Genomic DNA, 13,933 nt, shown 5'->3' on the forward strand with positions numbered 1-13,933 from the left:
CTGCTCAGCGCACGCCGACGCGATTGACCGGGCCGCCGCGATTCATCGGCGTACCGGCGCGGACGCCGACGCCGGGCGCACCGACGCCAGGCGTTACCACCGCTGCTGCGGCAACCGGTGCGCCTGGTGCGACCACCACCGCTCCGACCGGCCTCACCACGCAACCCTTGGGCACGCCGACCGTCTTGCAATAGACCACCGCCTGCGCCGGGCTCGTGCCCAGCGTCACCACCGCCGCCCCCGCCAGCATCATCATCGTCAGCCCGGCACTCAGCGCTCCCGTTGTTTTCGACATTTTGCTCTCCTGCTTCCCGTTCGGCGCCCGATGCAATCACCGGGTCTCGCAGCCGACGTGCAGCCTCAATGACAAAAGACGATGCGCCAAGACATGCCATGAAGATGGGGGTGCGGCGCGCCAGCCGCCGAGCCGATGCCATGAACATGGCATGGACCGGCCATGGATCTCCGCGAGATGGTCCGGCGCGCCCGATCCCGAGCGGGACCCGTCACAATTGCAAAGAGGTGCTTTATGAAGATTTCAATCCTTGCCGCGCTGCTGCTCACAGCCGCTGTCCTGCCCGCCACCGCGCAATCAGGTCCCACGCCGCAGGAGCAGATGGCCTGCCGCGGCGACGCCAGCAAATTCTGCGCCGAACATGTCGGCAAGCCGCCAGAGATGAATGCCTGCCTGCGCGAGAACAAGGCCAAGCTTTCGGACAGCTGCCGCAAGGTGGTGGAGTCGCACGGCGGGTAGGGGTGGACCTTTCCACACGAGCAGTATCGTGTGGGCAAAGCGACAGCGTGCCCACCACTTCTGTTGGTGGGCACGGCGCTTTGCGCCTTTGCTCGCCCTACGATTTCGGGCTCGCGGATAGATTTTACGGCAAGGGTTGCCGCAGAACGAACCGCCGCTCACGATCGCGCGCGGCGGCAAATCACGCGTCAATTGTCATCGTTGCCAAACAGCATCATCCGCGGAGCGCCACCGCGCGGACGGCTCGTATAGTCACGCGCGTCGGAATCTTCGCGAACGTTGCGCGCGACATCATCCCAATTGGTCTGATCGCGCGCGGCACGTGCATCGCGTTGATCATAGCGGCGGCGCTCGGCCCAGCGCTGGTGCCGCTCCGCCCGCCGCCGCTCCGACGCAGCGCGCTTCACGTCAGAATCCCTGGCCTTGGCATAGGCATTGTCGGGAGAGGGTGTCGGCTCCGTCGAAGCTTGCTGTTCGGCTGGCTCGGTCGCCTGAGAAGCCGGTGACACCGGCTTGGGCGACTCGACCGTCGCCGTCTGCGGCGACGCCTGCGATTCAGCATTGGCCTGAGTAGTTCCCGCGTCAGGCTTGGCTTCGTTCTGCGCCTGAGCCGGCGCCGCGATCAACGCGCCAAAGCTTTGCGAGCCTGTGAGATATTGCAAGCGCTCGGACGGCGCGTTCGTCGTGGCCGGCGCGGAGGCTTCAGCGCGTTGCGCCATCGTGCTGGTATCGGGCCCCTGCTTGGGTGCGATCGGATGCATGATATTGCCGGCCACGATGCCGCCGCCCAGACCAATAACGATGGCGGCGACGATCGATCCGGCACCGACGAAATAGGCTGTTGAAGCGCGCATTGGTCCACTCCTGTTTGGAGCGAGCAACGCCTGAGGATTGCCGGATGTTCCTGATTCAAGTGGTTCCCGCGAGGGAACGTCACCTCAGATCTGCTGCGCGACCTTCTCGAGCCCGATGACGCGGGCGAGCTTGCGCACTTCTTCCTTCTGATCTTCGCGCAGCTGGAACAGTAGCGGCATCGCCGCCGACTTCAATTGCTGGACCTCGTCGCAGTTCGGATCGATCGGCACGCTCGGGCCGTTCGGATTGGAGAGCTTGCTGGCCGAAATCTTGCGGACGACGTTGCGCAGCGCAGTCTCGACAGACGGCCAGTAATATTCCTGCGACGATGACAACTTCAGGCGATCTCTGATGCCGGCGATCTGCACGTCGGAGAGCAGCGAATAGGTTTTCTGCGGCTTGGCGGCGACCTTCGGCTTGGCCGGGGCTTCGTGAAGCGCGCCGGTCGGCGCCTCCGCGGCAGCAGATGGCTCCAGCGAGGCAAGCTTGGTCTCGCCAGCCTTGGATTCAGAAGCCTTGGATTCAGAAGCCTTGGATTCAGCCGCCTTGGACTCGGCGGCCTTGGGCATCGGGAAATCAGACGTCGCCGCGGCAAAGGCCTGGCGCAGTGGCTCGGTCAGCACCGGCGCCTGCGAGAGCCTGTCGGCTGGAACCTGCACCGGATCGATCGCGGCCGAGGCCAGCGCCAGCGTCGGAACCAGCCGGTCGGCCTTGGCGGCGCGGTTGGCGGCGAGCGGCTTCGGCGGCGCCTGCGTGATCATTTCGGCGCTGACGCTGGGCACGCTGTCACGGCCGAGAATGGCAGTGGTGGCGGCACCGAGGACGAGGAAGCAGGTCAGCACGATGAGGGTGATGGCTCTGGACAAACGTCTCTCCGGAAGAACCGCTTCACGAGGTTGTTAGCGATGCCCGGGAAAAGGGCACGAATTAAGGCTTGAGTGTGCCTTTGCGGCGACAATCACCACGCCTCCTGCGACAATCAAAAGAGCCTAATAAGATCAGGCAGCTAGCGCCAGATCATAGGCATCCTGGATGTCGGCGACGATCTCGGAGGCCTCCCAGACCCCGCGCGGCTCGACCGATTGCAGCGTCACCGTCCAGTTTCCGCCCCGACGGGTGCGGGGGACGCTGACGATGTCGAAACGGACGTTGCGGCACAGCGGGTGGCGGGCCAGCGCATGGGCGACGCGGACGCGAATCTCGTCCAGCGTTGCAGCTGTCCTGCTGTTGAGAAAATCGAAATCCATCGCCTGTCCCTCTCGTCCTGATTGGCGGCCGTGAGGGGGATTCTTGGCGGGCGATAGTTAATCTGGCGTTAAGTGGCGGGCTGCGGAGCCATGCGGGATTAACCGTGCTGGGGCGCAGAACGCTATCGCCCACCCGCGTCGCGGTACTCGGCGACCGTCCAGGCAACGAGATCGTCGACCGCCGTCACGTCGGTGACACCAGACGTCGAATGCCCCCCGCTCCAGATATCGCGCCAGCGTTTGGGACGGTTCTCGCGCGCGGTGACGTCGATGTCCTTGCCGATGTCGATGGTGCCGCGCGCTGGCAAATCGTCGGGATCGAGCCCGGCCGCGACGATCGACGGCTTCAGCATGCTGGTCTGCAAGCCCGTGAAGGCGGTGGTGAGCAGAATATCGTCGGCGCCGCTGTCGACCAGCATCCGCTTATGACGCTCATCCGCCATGCTCTCGCACGTCGCGATGAATTTCGTGCCCATGTAGCCGAGATCGCAGCCGAGCACTTCGGCCGCGTGCAGCGCGCGGCCGTCGCTGATGCCGCCGGCGAGCACGATGATGCCGTCGTAGAACGCCCGCACCGCACGGACGAACGCGAACGGATTGAGCCACCCGGTCTGCCCGCCCGCACCTGCGGTAAGCAGCACCAAGCCGTCCGCACCCGCTTCAGCTGCACGCTCGGCATGGCGGATCGAGGCGACGTCCGCCAGCACCAGCGCGCCTGCATCATGCAGCGGCTTCAACACCGGCGCAGGCGAACCGACCGACGTGATGACGATCTCAGGCTTGTGCCGCAGAAGCACGGCGAGATCCTGCTCCAGCCGCACGTTGGAGCGATGCACGATCAAATTCGGACAGAGCGGCGCGGCCTTGCGGCCGGTTTGATCCTCGTGCTGCCGCAGCCGCATTGCGACCTCGGTGAGCCATTCGTCAAGCTGTTCCGTGCTGCGGCAGTTCACGGTGGGAAAGCTGCCGATCACGCCGTTGCGGCAGGCCGCGACCACCAGTTCGACGCCTGACACCAGAAACATCGGCGCCGCGATCAAAGGCAGAGCGAGGCGGTCGCCGAAGCGTTGCAGTCGATCGGATTCCAACCATGCCTCCTGATTACTCTTGGCTCCGCGCGCGGGCTTTGCCGTTCCATCCCGCACTCTCTGTGCTAGCGTCATTGGCAACATTGGCACGTGAGAAGCCGATGACAAAGCAACGAGGAAACAAACATATGTCCGATCCGCTGCATGCATCGTCGCCGACTTGTGCGCAGACGCTGCGGGCGCTGGCGCGCTATCCCGGCCGCACAGCGTTCGCCTGGCCCGGCGGATCGCTGAGCTATCAGGGCACTCTTGATTTGATCGGACGCGTCCAGGGCGTGTTCATGCGGCTTGGACTACAGCCCGGCGCGCGCGTCGCCTTCCTCACCGCGAACCGCGCCGACACATGGTGCGCCGGTGTCGCTGCGCAATTGTCGCGCTGCTGCATCATCTGGCTGCATCCGCTGGGATCCCAGGCAGACCAACTCTTCCAGCTCGATGATTCCGAGGCGGAGGTGCTGGTGGTCGATGCGGCCGCCTTCCGCGATCGCGGCGGTGAGCTCGCCACGCTGGCACCCCGGCTCAAGGCGGTCTTCACCATGGGGCCGGCCGACTATGGCGTCGATCTGCTGACGGCGATCGAGAGCGCGGGCCATGCCAGCGCGCAGTGCCTCGCCGGTCTCGACGATCTCTCCACGCTGAATTACACCGGCGGCACCACCGGCAAGTCCAAGGGCGCGCTGCGCCATCACCGCGAAAACGCCGGAGCGGCCGGCGCGATCCTCGCCGACTTCGAGATCCCCGACGCCGCGCGCTATCTCACGGTCGCGCCGATCAGCCATGTTGCCGGCACGAAGGTGCTGCCGACCCTGATGCGTGGCGGCACCGTGCACATGCTGAAGGGATTTGATCCCGAGGCGGTACTGGCGACGATCGCGCGCGAGCGCATCAATTTCACGCTGTTCGTGCCGACCATGATCTATGTGCTGCTCGATCATCCCGCGCTGAGCAAGACAGACCTCTCCTCGCTCGAGCTCGTGCTCTATGGCGCATCCGCGATGTCGCCGAGCCGGCTGGTCGAGGGCATCGAGCGCATCGGCCCGGTGTTCTCGCAGCTCTATGGCCAGACCGAATGCTATCCGGTCTCGGTGCTGCGCAAGAAGGACCACGATCCCAAAACGCCCGAGCTGTTCTTGTCGTGCGGCTTTCCGATCGCGGCCTGCGAGGTGAAAATCCTCGACGACAACGACCAGGAAGTGAGGACCGGTGACGCCGGCGAAATCTGCGTGCGCGCGCCGCATGTGATGGCGGAATACTGGAAGCGGCCTGACATCACCGCCGAGACGCTCAGGAACGGCTGGGTCCACACCGGCGACATCGCGCGCCGGGACGAGCGCGGCTACATGTTCATCCTCGACCGCAAGAAGGACATGATCGTCACCGGCGGCTTCAACATCTTTCCGCGCGAGGTCGAGGACGTGCTGTCGCAACACGCAGACGTCGCGATGGTCGCGGTCGTCGGCGTCCCCGACGAGAAATGGGGCGAGGCCGTCACCGCCATCATCGTGCCGCGCGAGGGCGCAAAGCCCGACGCCGACGAGCTGATCAATCTGGTGCGATCACGAAAAGGTTCCGCGCATGCGCCGAAGCAGATCCAGTTCGTCAAGCAATTGCCAATGACCGGCGTCGGCAAGGTCGACAAGAAGGCGCTGCGCGCCGGCTTCTGGAGCGGCCGGGACCGGATGGTGGGGTAAATACCCCGGAATTCTACGGAGTCGTTGTGGCCCCGGAACCACAATGCGCGACGGAGTGCGCGTTTGCGGTGGCCGCCCGATTGCCGGCGAATCAGGGAATCAACTAGACCGCTGATGGGGCTGGGAAGCGGAGTAAGAGATGAGAGTCGCTTCCCTGGAAAGTGCTGTCGCCGCGGTCACGTTGATCACGGCTATCATCGTGGTGCTGTGGGAGATCAAGATCTTCTACGGAGTATGAACAGGCAGGATGTCCTGGTCGAGCACGACCTTGCATCCCTTCCGCGGCGGCGGAAGCCTGCCGTTCAATCGGCCCCGCAGCAATTGCGGCGCTTGCTGTTACGCCTACCGCTTCTCGATCACCAAACTCTGCACCGCGCGGCCAAAGTATCCCAGCCTGTCCGCAAGCCGCGACATCGCGAGCCCGGCGCCATCCGGGCCGATCCAGGATTCGCCGTCGAGCAGGATCCAGTCACCGACCGGCTGGCGTGCGAGGCTCACCGTGAGGTCGGCGTTGATGTAGGTCCAGGCGCGGAAGTCGAGCGTCGAGGCGGTGCCGTTGGAGAAATCGGCGGCGACCACGGCGCGCATCGCCTGCGAGACCGCCTCGCCCGCGACCAGTGGATGGTCGAGGCGAAACCAGATCGCGCCGGCACCGGCCTGGCCGAAGCGACCGCGCGCGGCGCGCATCGAGACCATGCCCGCGAACGGACTGGTCGCGCCATGGCCGTCCTCGACCAGGGAATCCTCAGGAGACGGCAGCGTGACCGGCAAATCCTTGACGTCGTCGGGCAGCGGCTGCGACTGCTGCTTGATCTTGAGCACGGTGGCGCCGACGACCTGCACGCCGTCAGCGAGCAGCTTGACCTCGCAGAGCTGGATCTTGCGGCCCTCACGCAGGACTTTCGCCTCGATCATGAGCGGCGCCACCGGCACCGGGCGCATCAGATCAATGGTGACGCGCGCGATGTTCATCGGCACCGGAGTCGGAATCCGCTCCGCTGCCCACGTCACCAGCGCCGACGGCGCCGAACCGTGCTGCATGCGCCGGTCCCACGGACCGGCTGCATCAGGGCTGGTGACGACGCTGTTGCCGTCGACGCGGTAGATGGCAGTCATTGCTCAATCTCTGTTGGCTTAAACGGTCGGACCTCAGCAATAGCTGTCGTCCCTGCGAACGCAGGGACCCATAACCACAGGGAGGCGTTGTGACGCGAGACGCCCACTCCGAGTCTTCGCCAAACCACTCCCTGGGGGCATGGGTCCCGGATCAGCGCTCCGCTTCGCTGCGCTTGTCCGGGACGACGGATGAAAGATACGCGCGCTACAATAACCGCCGATCACAGCGGCGGATCGATCGCCTCGTCGTATTCCTTCTTGAAGCGCGCGATCATCTCGGCCGCAGGCACGACGCCGTCGACGCTGCCGATGCCTTGGCCGGAGCCCCAGATTTCCTTCCAGGCCTTCGGCTTGGCGCGTTCGCCGGAGGCGTCGGTGCCAAAATTCATCTTGGAGGGATCGGAGGTCGGCAGGTTTTCCGGATCCATGCCGGCGGCGAGGATCGACGGCTTCAAATAATTGCCGTGCACGCCGGTGAAGAGGTTGGAGTAGACGATGTCGTCGGCGCTCGCTCCCGCGATCATCTCCTTGTAGTTCTCGACCGCGTTGGCTTCCTTGGTCGCGATGAAGGCGGAGCCGATATAGGCGAAGTCGGCGCCGAGAACGCGCGCGGCGCGGATCGCCCTGCCGTTGCCGATGGCGCCCGACAGCGCGATCGGGCCGTCGAACCATTTGCGGGTTTCGGCGACGAAGGCGAGCGGCGAGATTGTGCCGGCATGACCGCCGGCGCCGGCCGCGACGAGGATCAGGCCGTCTGCGCCCTTCTCGATCGCCTTGTGGGCGAATTTCTGGTTGATCACGTCGTGGAAGACGATGCCGCCCCAGCCGTGCACGGCCTGGTTCAACTCCTCGCGCGCGCCGAGCGAGGAGATGATCATCGGCACCTTGTATTTGGCGCAGAGCTGCATGTCGTGGTCGAGCCGGTTGTTCGACTTGTGCACGATCTGGTTGACCGCGAACGGCGCCGACGGCTTGTCGGGATGGGCACGATCATAGGCCGCGAGCTCTTCGGTGATCCGCGCCAGCCACTCGTCGAGCAGCTCCGGCGGCCGCGCGTTCAGCGACGGGAACGAGCCGACCACGCCCGCCTTGCACTGCGCGATCACGAGGTCGGGCACCGAGATGATGAAGAGCGGCGAACCAATCACCGGGATCGACAGGCGTCCCTTGAACAGAGCAGGCATGGACATTGCGGAGCGATCCTTTGTTGGGCAGACGCATTGAAGGTTGGGAGCCATACCAACAAGGCAATCTTTCCACTGTCAAGTATTGCGTTGTGGCGCCGTGGCGGACGCCGTTACCGCAATTCCAACGCGCGGAATTCCGGCTGCGCACAACCTCCCCTCTCCGTCATTGCGAGCGCAGCGAAGCAATCCAGTCTTTTGCCGCAGAGACAGTCTGGATTGTTTCGTCGCAAGAGCTCCTCGCAATGACGAGGAGCGAGCTGCGGACGACGACCACCTACCCGATCAAATCCGGATTGATCAACCGCTCGAACGAGAACATCTCGTCCCATTTTTCCTGCGTCAGCAGCTTGCGCTCGGTCACCACGATCTGGTGCAGCGATTTGCCGCTCTTGTAGCCCTCGCGCGCGATCTCGGCGCATTGCTTGTAGCCGAGCAGCGGCTTCAGCACTGTCACGATACCCAGCGAGTTCAGCACCATGTTCCGGGTGTGCTCCTCGTTGGCGGTGATACCGAGCACGCAGTTCTCTCGCAGGCTGTTGACCGCGCGCTCCATGGTGCGGATCGAGAAGAACAACGCGAACGAGATCACCGGCTCCATCACGTTGAGCTGGAGCTGGCCGGCGGAAGCCGCGAGCGTCACCGTGGTGTCGAGGCCGATGACGAGGAAGCTGGTCTGGTTGACGACCTCGGGAATCACGGGATTGATCTTGCCGGGCATGATCGAAGAGCCCGGTTGCAATTGCGGCAGGTTGATCTCGTTGAAGCCGGCGCGCGGCCCGGAGGCGAGCAGGCGGATGTCGTTGCAGATTTTCGTGAGTTTGCTCGCGGTGCGCTTGAGCACGCCGGAAAGCTGCACATAGGCGCCGGTGTCCGAGGTCGCCTCGACCAGATCGCCGGCGAGAATGAAGTCGACGCCGGTCAGCGCGCTCAGGTGCCGGACCGCGAGTTTGGGATAGCCGTGCGCCGCGGTGACGGAGGTGCCGATCGCGGTGGCGCCGAGATTGATCTCGCGCAGCAGCGCGCGCGCCTCCGAGAGGCGATCGACCTCCTCGCCGATCGTGGTGCCCCATCCGCGGAATTCGGCGCCGAGCGACATCGGCACCGCGTCCTGCAAATGCGTGCGCCCCATCTTCAGCACGCGCTCGAACTCGCGGCCCTTGGTGAAGAAGGCCTCTTGCAGCTGGCGCAGCGCCGTCATGTAGCTCTCGAGGCGCAGGATCAGCGCCAGCCGAAACGCGGTCGGATAGGTGTCGTTGGTCGACTGGCCGTAATTGACGTGGTCGTTCGGACTGACGTGCTGGTAATCGCCCTTGCTGAAGCCGAGCGATTCCAGCGCGAGATTGGCGATCACCTCGTTGGCGTTCATGTTGGTCGACGTGCCGGCGCCGCCCTGGATGAAGTCGGTGACGAACTGGTCCATCATGTCGCCGGCGATGACGCGGTCGCAGCCGAGGATGATCGCATCCGCCACCTTCGTGTCGATCGCGCCGAGATCGCGGTTGGCCATCGCGGCGGCCTTCTTCACGTAACCCAGCGCCTTCACGAAGTAAGGCTCCTGGTTCATCGGAATGCCGGTGATGTGGAAGTTCTCCTTCCCCCGGATGGTCTGGACGCCGTAATAGATGTCGTCGGCGATCTCGCGCTGTCCGAGGAAGTCCTGCTCCGTGCGGCTCATGGGGCGCTCCTTTGGTCGCGCGACGTCCTCAGTTCTGGCACAGCGCGCTGGTGACGGCGGTATCGGTGCGGCAATCATCCGGTTTGCGTTGCCGGCCCGGAATGAGAACTTTGGTCGAGCACTTCTCGGCGGAATCGGTGTTCAGGCTCTTGCCTTCCTTGTAGCCCTTGCCCTGGCAGAGCTGGTTGGCGGCCAGTTTGCAGTCGGGCGCGCCATTCGACGAGACCGGACAGGCCACGCGCCCCGACACCATGGTGGACGGCCGCGCCAGGCGCGACAAATCGTTCATGGTCTCGCTGGGGCTTTTGATCGGCGGCAGGATCGAGGGCAGCTTGTCGAACAGCTTGCCCATTTCGTGGATCAGTCCGGGATTGTCCTCGCCTGCGGGCGGTACCGGGGGAGCTGATGGCGAGGGCGGTGGCGCGGCCTGCGGCCCCTGCTCCTGCAAGCCAAGCGTCGGCGGCGCCGATTGCGGCCATCCGGTCCCGCCGGCACCGAGCAGGAGCAGCAGCACCGCTGAGATCAGCGCCCCGAGCCGCACTGCCGGATTTCCGGATCGAACCATCATAGGGACAACCGTAGCCGAAGCCGGCGCGGGGGCAAAGCGCGGGCTTAAATCAGCTTGATCGCCACCACGAAGCCGAGCACCAGCACGGCGGCGCCAAGCGCCACCCACAGGCCGAGATGCTCCTCGAGCTTGTGCCGGATCCAGTCGCCATAACGGTTGAGCAGGATCGCCACGATGAAAAAGCGTCCGCCACGCGCGACAATCGAGCACAGGATGAAAAGAACGATATTGTAGCCGGCAAAGCCCGAGGTGATGGTAACGAGCTTGTAGGGGATCGGCGTCAGGCCCTTGAGCAGGATGATCACCGCGCCCCACTCCGCATAGGAGGCGCGGAAAGCATCAACCTTGTCGCCGAGGCCATAGACCTGGATCAGCCAGTGGCCGACCGAGTCGAACAGCAGCGCGCCGATGGCGTATCCTAACAGGCCGCCGAGTACCGAGGTCGCAGTACAGATCGCCGCATAGACCCAGGCGCGCTGCGGGCGCGCCAGCGACATCGGGATCAGCATGATGTCCGGCGGAACCGGAAAGAAGGAGCTTTCTGCGAAAGCCACGGCACCCAAGATCCAGAGCGCGTAGGGCTTGTGGGCGGCGTCGATGCACCAGTCGTAGATACGTTTCAGCATGGCGCCGCGATGAAGCACCATGGGACGGATTTGTCCATCGCCAGTTTTTGAGCGTTTTGTGACTCGTCTAGTGGCGCTTGCGCGCCACACGGCCCTCGATCGCGACAATTGGCCGCCTGGCGGCAACGCGCGGTGACGCGACTTTAGGCAGCTTCATCGGCGACTTCGGCAGCTTTTCGGCAATGCCAAGCATATCCTCACGGCGCGACATCTCACGCCAGACGTCTTCCGGGCGCACGCCGGCGGAAGCCCAGAGCACGGTGAGATTGTAGAGCAGATCGGCGCTTTCCCGGACCACGGCCGCGGTGTCGCCGTTGACCGCGTCGATCACGACCTCGATCGCCTCTTCGGCCAGCTTCTTCGCCATTTTGGAGGGCCCACGCTGAAACAGCCGGGCCGTACGCGAGGTTGCCGGATCAAGATCTCTGGCCGCGAGCACAGCCAGATATAGCCGCTCAAGCGAATCACTCATGTACGCAAAACTACTCTAAACAAGTGGTCGACGCGTTAACGCTTGACAACAAAAGGCAAAAAGGCCGGCGCGACAAGCGCGCCGGCCCTTCGTGGTCAACCACTTACCAACAACCCGCGCCGCTTCGGCTGCAAGTGGCAAAGGGGTCGCGACTGCCACTGCCATTATTGCCCAGGTATTCGCGACTGCGCCCGTAATAGCCCGAGCCGCTGTAATAGGCCGGCCCGCCATAGTAGGTTTGCTCGCCGTAGTAAGCGGGTCCACCGTAGTAAGGCCCGTTGTCATAAGCGTACGCGTCGCGGGTCGCGGCGATCGCAAGCCCGGTGCCGATGGCGCCCGCAATGGCTGCGCCGGCAAAGGCCGCACCGCCGCCACCATGCCAGTGGCGGCCGCCTGCGAACGATGCGGTGGGAGCGACGGTGGTCAGCGCCAGCACCGCGGCAGTGGCGAGAACAGCCTTGCGGCCGGCAAACTTCGAAAATCGGTCAAACATGGCTTGGACCCTCCTTGGGACCTTCAATGGTGCCTCGAGACAGGCTCATGTCTTTCAAACACCCGGATCCCATGTTGGGTTCCCCAACCCCAACACAAGCTGAACGAGGTTGCGTGATCATGACGCAACCACCGCTCATCTCCCATTCATGTTGACGTCGCCAGCCCGCTCGTCAGCAGGCGCTGCGCGCCTGGCACGCCGAACAAACGGTGGATGTCAGCAATATCCGCTCGTTGAAGGTCGCTTGATCCGGCCACACCAGTGTAGTCTTGCAACCACTCAACTGGTTGACTGACGACCTCCTCACGGTTCAGCGTATCGCATGTCCATCCCTCGCCTCTACACCCGCGTTCTCGAGCTGCTCGGCAAGGAGGCGCGGCTCGGCTGGCTGCTTGCGGTCGCCAATCTCCTGTTGGCGGCCTCGCAATTCGCCGAGCCGGTGCTGTTCGGCCGGATCGTCGACGTGCTCTCCGGCAAGACGGTGGCGGGATCGAACTCGGCCTGGCCGTTCCTGATGGCGTGGGTCGCGTTCGGACTGTTCACCATCGGATGCAGTGCGATCGTTGCCCTGCAAGCCGACCGTCTCTCCCACCGTCAGCGCCAGGCGGTGCTGACGAGCTATTTCGAACACATCCTGCAACTCCCGCTGACCTTCCATTCCGGCACCCATTCGGGCCGCCTGATGAAGGTCATGCTCAACGGCACGGACGCGCTGTGGCGGCTCTGGCTCGGCTTTTTCCGCGAGCATTTCGCGGCGATCCTCTCGGTCGTGGTGCTGCTGCCGCTGTCGCTCTATCTGAACTGGCGGCTCGCGATCCTGCTGTTCGTGCTCTGCATCGTCTTCACCGTGCTGACGACCTTCGTCGTGCGCAAGACGTTCGGCATGCAGATGGCGGTCGAGGAGCAGTACAGCGAGCTTTCCGCGCGCGCCTCCGACGCACTTGGCAACGTTGCGCTGGTGCAGAGCTTCGTCCGCGTCGAGTCCGAGGTGAAGGGCCTGCGCTCCGTCGCCGACCAGCTGCTCGCAGCGCAGATGCCGGTGCTGTCGTGGTGGGCGCTCGTCACCGTGATCACGCGCGCCTCCACCACCATCACCGTGCTCGCAATCTTCGCGCTCGGCATCGCGCTGCACGACCAGGGGCAGACCTCGGTCGGCGAGATCGTGATATTCGTGAGTTTCGCGACGCTCCTGATCCAGAAGCTCGAGCAGGTGGTGAGCTTCATCAACAACGTGTTCATGGAAGCCCCGCGTCTGCGCGAATTCTTCAACGTGCTCGATGCCGTGCCCGCGGTGCACGACCGGCTCGACGCGATCGATGCCGGCCGGCTTTCCGGCCTCGTCGAATTCAACGACGTCACCTTCTCCTATGACGGCAAGCGGCCGGCGATCGAGGACCTCTCCTTCACCGCGCTGCCCGGCCAGACCATCGCGCTGGTCGGCCCGACCGGCGCCGGCAAGTCCACCGCGATCGCGCTGCTGCATCGCGCTTTCGATCCGCAATCGGGCTTCATCAAGATCGACGGCATGGACGTGCGCGGCGTCACGCTGACATCGCTGCGGCGAAACATCGGCGTCGTGTTCCAGGAAGCGCTGCTGTTCAACCGCTCGATCGCCGAGAATTTGCGCGTCGGCAAGCCGGACGCGACCGAGGCCGACATGCGCAAGGCGGCCGAGCGCGCGCAGGCGCTCGAGTTCATCGAGCGCAGCGGCGGCTTCGAGACCAATGCCGGCGAGCGCGGCCGCATGCTCTCCGGCGGCGAGCGGCAGCGCCTGTCGATCGCGCGTGCGCTGCTGAAGGACCCACCGATCCTGATCCTGGACGAGGCGACCAGCGCGCTCGATGCCATCACCGAGACCAAGGTGAATGCCGCTCTCGATGAAGTGATGAAGGGCCGCACCACCTTCGTAATCGCCCACCGCCTCTCCACCATCCGCAATGCCACGCGGATCCTGGTGTTCGAGAACGGACGGGTGATCGAAAGCGGAACTTTCGATGAACTCGTGGCCAAAGGCGGTCATTTTGCCGAACTGGCCAAGGCCCAGTTCATGGTGCAGCAAAGTGCTCAAGCGAATGCGCGAACCAGCGTGGGTGCGGCCGAGGCTGCGGCCTCTGCCGCCAAGTCCCCGTAGGACCGTCGAAATTCAGCCTATTTCATTGCG

Annotated in this window: 15 protein-coding genes; 3 read left to right on the plus strand and 12 right to left on the minus strand. The window is 64.4% G+C overall.

Going from position 1 to position 13,933, the window contains the following annotated elements:
- Positions 1-4: 4 nt before the first annotated feature.
- On the minus strand, positions 5-295 hold the full coding sequence (locus ABIA96_RS18420) for a hypothetical protein (protein ID WP_354138449.1): 291 nt from the start codon (positions 293-295) through the stop codon (positions 5-7).
- Between the two features lie 234 nt (positions 296-529).
- Here ABIA96_RS18420 and ABIA96_RS18425 point away from each other — a divergent pair, with 234 nt between their 5' ends.
- Positions 530-754: a cysteine rich repeat-containing protein gene (locus ABIA96_RS18425; RefSeq protein ID WP_354138450.1), complete on the plus strand. Its 225-nt coding sequence runs from the start codon at positions 530-532 to the stop codon at positions 752-754.
- 188 nt (positions 755-942) lie between these two features.
- Here ABIA96_RS18425 and ABIA96_RS18430 read toward each other — a convergent pair whose 3' ends face one another.
- From ABIA96_RS18430 to ABIA96_RS18445, 4 genes are all read right to left on the minus strand, one after another.
- The gene (locus ABIA96_RS18430; protein WP_354138451.1) at positions 943-1,608 is read right to left on the minus strand and encodes a hypothetical protein; all 666 of its coding nucleotides are present in this window, start codon (positions 1,606-1,608) and stop codon (positions 943-945) included.
- An 84-nt stretch (positions 1,609-1,692) separates the two neighbouring features.
- The gene (locus tag ABIA96_RS18435; RefSeq protein WP_354138452.1) at positions 1,693-2,475 is read right to left on the minus strand and encodes a hypothetical protein; all 783 of its coding nucleotides are present in this window, start codon (positions 2,473-2,475) and stop codon (positions 1,693-1,695) included.
- 132 nt (positions 2,476-2,607) lie between these two features.
- Positions 2,608-2,856, minus strand: coding sequence for a hypothetical protein (locus ABIA96_RS18440; protein WP_354138453.1), 249 nt, complete (start codon positions 2,854-2,856; stop codon positions 2,608-2,610).
- Between the two features lie 122 nt (positions 2,857-2,978).
- Positions 2,979-3,944 carry an NAD(P)H-dependent flavin oxidoreductase gene (locus ABIA96_RS18445; RefSeq protein ID WP_354138454.1) on the minus strand — a complete coding sequence of 322 codons (966 nt, stop codon included), beginning with the start codon at positions 3,942-3,944 and terminating at the stop codon, positions 2,979-2,981.
- A 128-nt stretch (positions 3,945-4,072) separates the two neighbouring features.
- On the opposite strand from ABIA96_RS18445, the gene ABIA96_RS18450 reads away from it, so the two are divergent.
- Positions 4,073-5,635 (plus strand): AMP-binding protein, encoded by a 1,563-nt coding sequence (locus tag ABIA96_RS18450; protein WP_354138455.1) that lies wholly within the window; start codon positions 4,073-4,075, stop codon positions 5,633-5,635.
- A gap of 342 nt (positions 5,636-5,977) precedes the next feature.
- On the opposite strand, the gene ABIA96_RS18455 is transcribed toward ABIA96_RS18450, so the two are convergent.
- From ABIA96_RS18455 to ABIA96_RS18485, 7 genes are all read right to left on the minus strand, one after another.
- Positions 5,978-6,751, minus strand: a complete 774-nt coding sequence (locus tag ABIA96_RS18455) for a thioesterase family protein (RefSeq protein ID WP_354138456.1) — start codon at positions 6,749-6,751, stop codon at positions 5,978-5,980.
- A 221-nt stretch (positions 6,752-6,972) separates the two neighbouring features.
- Positions 6,973-7,941: an NAD(P)H-dependent flavin oxidoreductase gene (locus ABIA96_RS18460; RefSeq protein ID WP_354138457.1), complete on the minus strand. Its 969-nt coding sequence runs from the start codon at positions 7,939-7,941 to the stop codon at positions 6,973-6,975.
- Between the two features lie 271 nt (positions 7,942-8,212).
- On the minus strand, positions 8,213-9,613 hold the full coding sequence (locus ABIA96_RS18465) for an aspartate ammonia-lyase (RefSeq protein WP_354138458.1): 1,401 nt from the start codon (positions 9,611-9,613) through the stop codon (positions 8,213-8,215).
- A gap of 28 nt (positions 9,614-9,641) precedes the next feature.
- Positions 9,642-10,181 carry a hypothetical protein gene (locus ABIA96_RS18470; protein WP_354138459.1) on the minus strand — a complete coding sequence of 180 codons (540 nt, stop codon included), beginning with the start codon at positions 10,179-10,181 and terminating at the stop codon, positions 9,642-9,644.
- Positions 10,182-10,225: 44 nt separating this feature from the next.
- Positions 10,226-10,828, minus strand: coding sequence for a YqaA family protein (locus ABIA96_RS18475; RefSeq protein ID WP_354138460.1), 603 nt, complete (start codon positions 10,826-10,828; stop codon positions 10,226-10,228).
- Positions 10,829-10,874: 46 nt separating this feature from the next.
- Positions 10,875-11,279: a phosphoribosyl-ATP diphosphatase gene (hisE, locus tag ABIA96_RS18480; RefSeq protein ID WP_354138461.1), complete on the minus strand. Its 405-nt coding sequence runs from the start codon at positions 11,277-11,279 to the stop codon at positions 10,875-10,877.
- Between the two features lie 103 nt (positions 11,280-11,382).
- Positions 11,383-11,772, minus strand: a complete 390-nt coding sequence (locus ABIA96_RS18485; RefSeq protein WP_354138462.1) for a hypothetical protein — start codon at positions 11,770-11,772, stop codon at positions 11,383-11,385.
- A gap of 322 nt (positions 11,773-12,094) precedes the next feature.
- Here ABIA96_RS18485 and ABIA96_RS18490 point away from each other — a divergent pair, with 322 nt between their 5' ends.
- Complete coding sequence (locus tag ABIA96_RS18490) at positions 12,095-13,903, plus strand: glucan ABC transporter ATP-binding protein/ permease (protein ID WP_354138463.1); 1,809 nt, start codon at positions 12,095-12,097, stop codon at positions 13,901-13,903.
- Positions 13,904-13,933 lie beyond the last annotated feature (30 nt).

Source organism: Bradyrhizobium sp. LB11.1 (assembly GCF_040549385.1).
Lineage (GTDB): Bacteria > Pseudomonadota > Alphaproteobacteria > Rhizobiales > Xanthobacteraceae > Bradyrhizobium.

Excerpts from the sequence above, each read along its gene's own strand:
- ABIA96_RS18420 (WP_354138449.1), bottom strand. The coding sequence starts at position 295 with ATGTCGAAAACAACGGGAGCGCTGAGTGCCGGGCTGACGATGATGATG.
- ABIA96_RS18425 (WP_354138450.1), top strand. The coding sequence starts at position 530 with ATGAAGATTTCAATCCTTGCCGCGCTGCTGCTCACAGCCGCTGTCCTG.
- ABIA96_RS18430 (WP_354138451.1), bottom strand. The coding sequence starts at position 1,608 with ATGCGCGCTTCAACAGCCTATTTCGTCGGTGCCGGATCGATCGTCGCC.
- ABIA96_RS18440 (WP_354138453.1), bottom strand. The coding sequence starts at position 2,856 with ATGGATTTCGATTTTCTCAACAGCAGGACAGCTGCAACGCTGGACGAG.
- ABIA96_RS18450 (WP_354138455.1), top strand. The coding sequence starts at position 4,073 with ATGTCCGATCCGCTGCATGCATCGTCGCCGACTTGTGCGCAGACGCTG.
- ABIA96_RS18455 (WP_354138456.1), bottom strand. The coding sequence starts at position 6,751 with ATGACTGCCATCTACCGCGTCGACGGCAACAGCGTCGTCACCAGCCCT.
- ABIA96_RS18460 (WP_354138457.1), bottom strand. The coding sequence starts at position 7,941 with ATGTCCATGCCTGCTCTGTTCAAGGGACGCCTGTCGATCCCGGTGATT.
- ABIA96_RS18465 (WP_354138458.1), bottom strand. The coding sequence starts at position 9,613 with ATGAGCCGCACGGAGCAGGACTTCCTCGGACAGCGCGAGATCGCCGAC.
- ABIA96_RS18470 (WP_354138459.1), bottom strand. The coding sequence starts at position 10,181 with ATGATGGTTCGATCCGGAAATCCGGCAGTGCGGCTCGGGGCGCTGATC.
- ABIA96_RS18475 (WP_354138460.1), bottom strand. The coding sequence starts at position 10,828 with ATGGTGCTTCATCGCGGCGCCATGCTGAAACGTATCTACGACTGGTGC.
- hisE (WP_354138461.1), bottom strand. The coding sequence starts at position 11,279 with ATGAGTGATTCGCTTGAGCGGCTATATCTGGCTGTGCTCGCGGCCAGA.
- ABIA96_RS18485 (WP_354138462.1), bottom strand. The coding sequence starts at position 11,772 with ATGTTTGACCGATTTTCGAAGTTTGCCGGCCGCAAGGCTGTTCTCGCC.
- ABIA96_RS18490 (WP_354138463.1), top strand. The coding sequence starts at position 12,095 with ATGTCCATCCCTCGCCTCTACACCCGCGTTCTCGAGCTGCTCGGCAAG.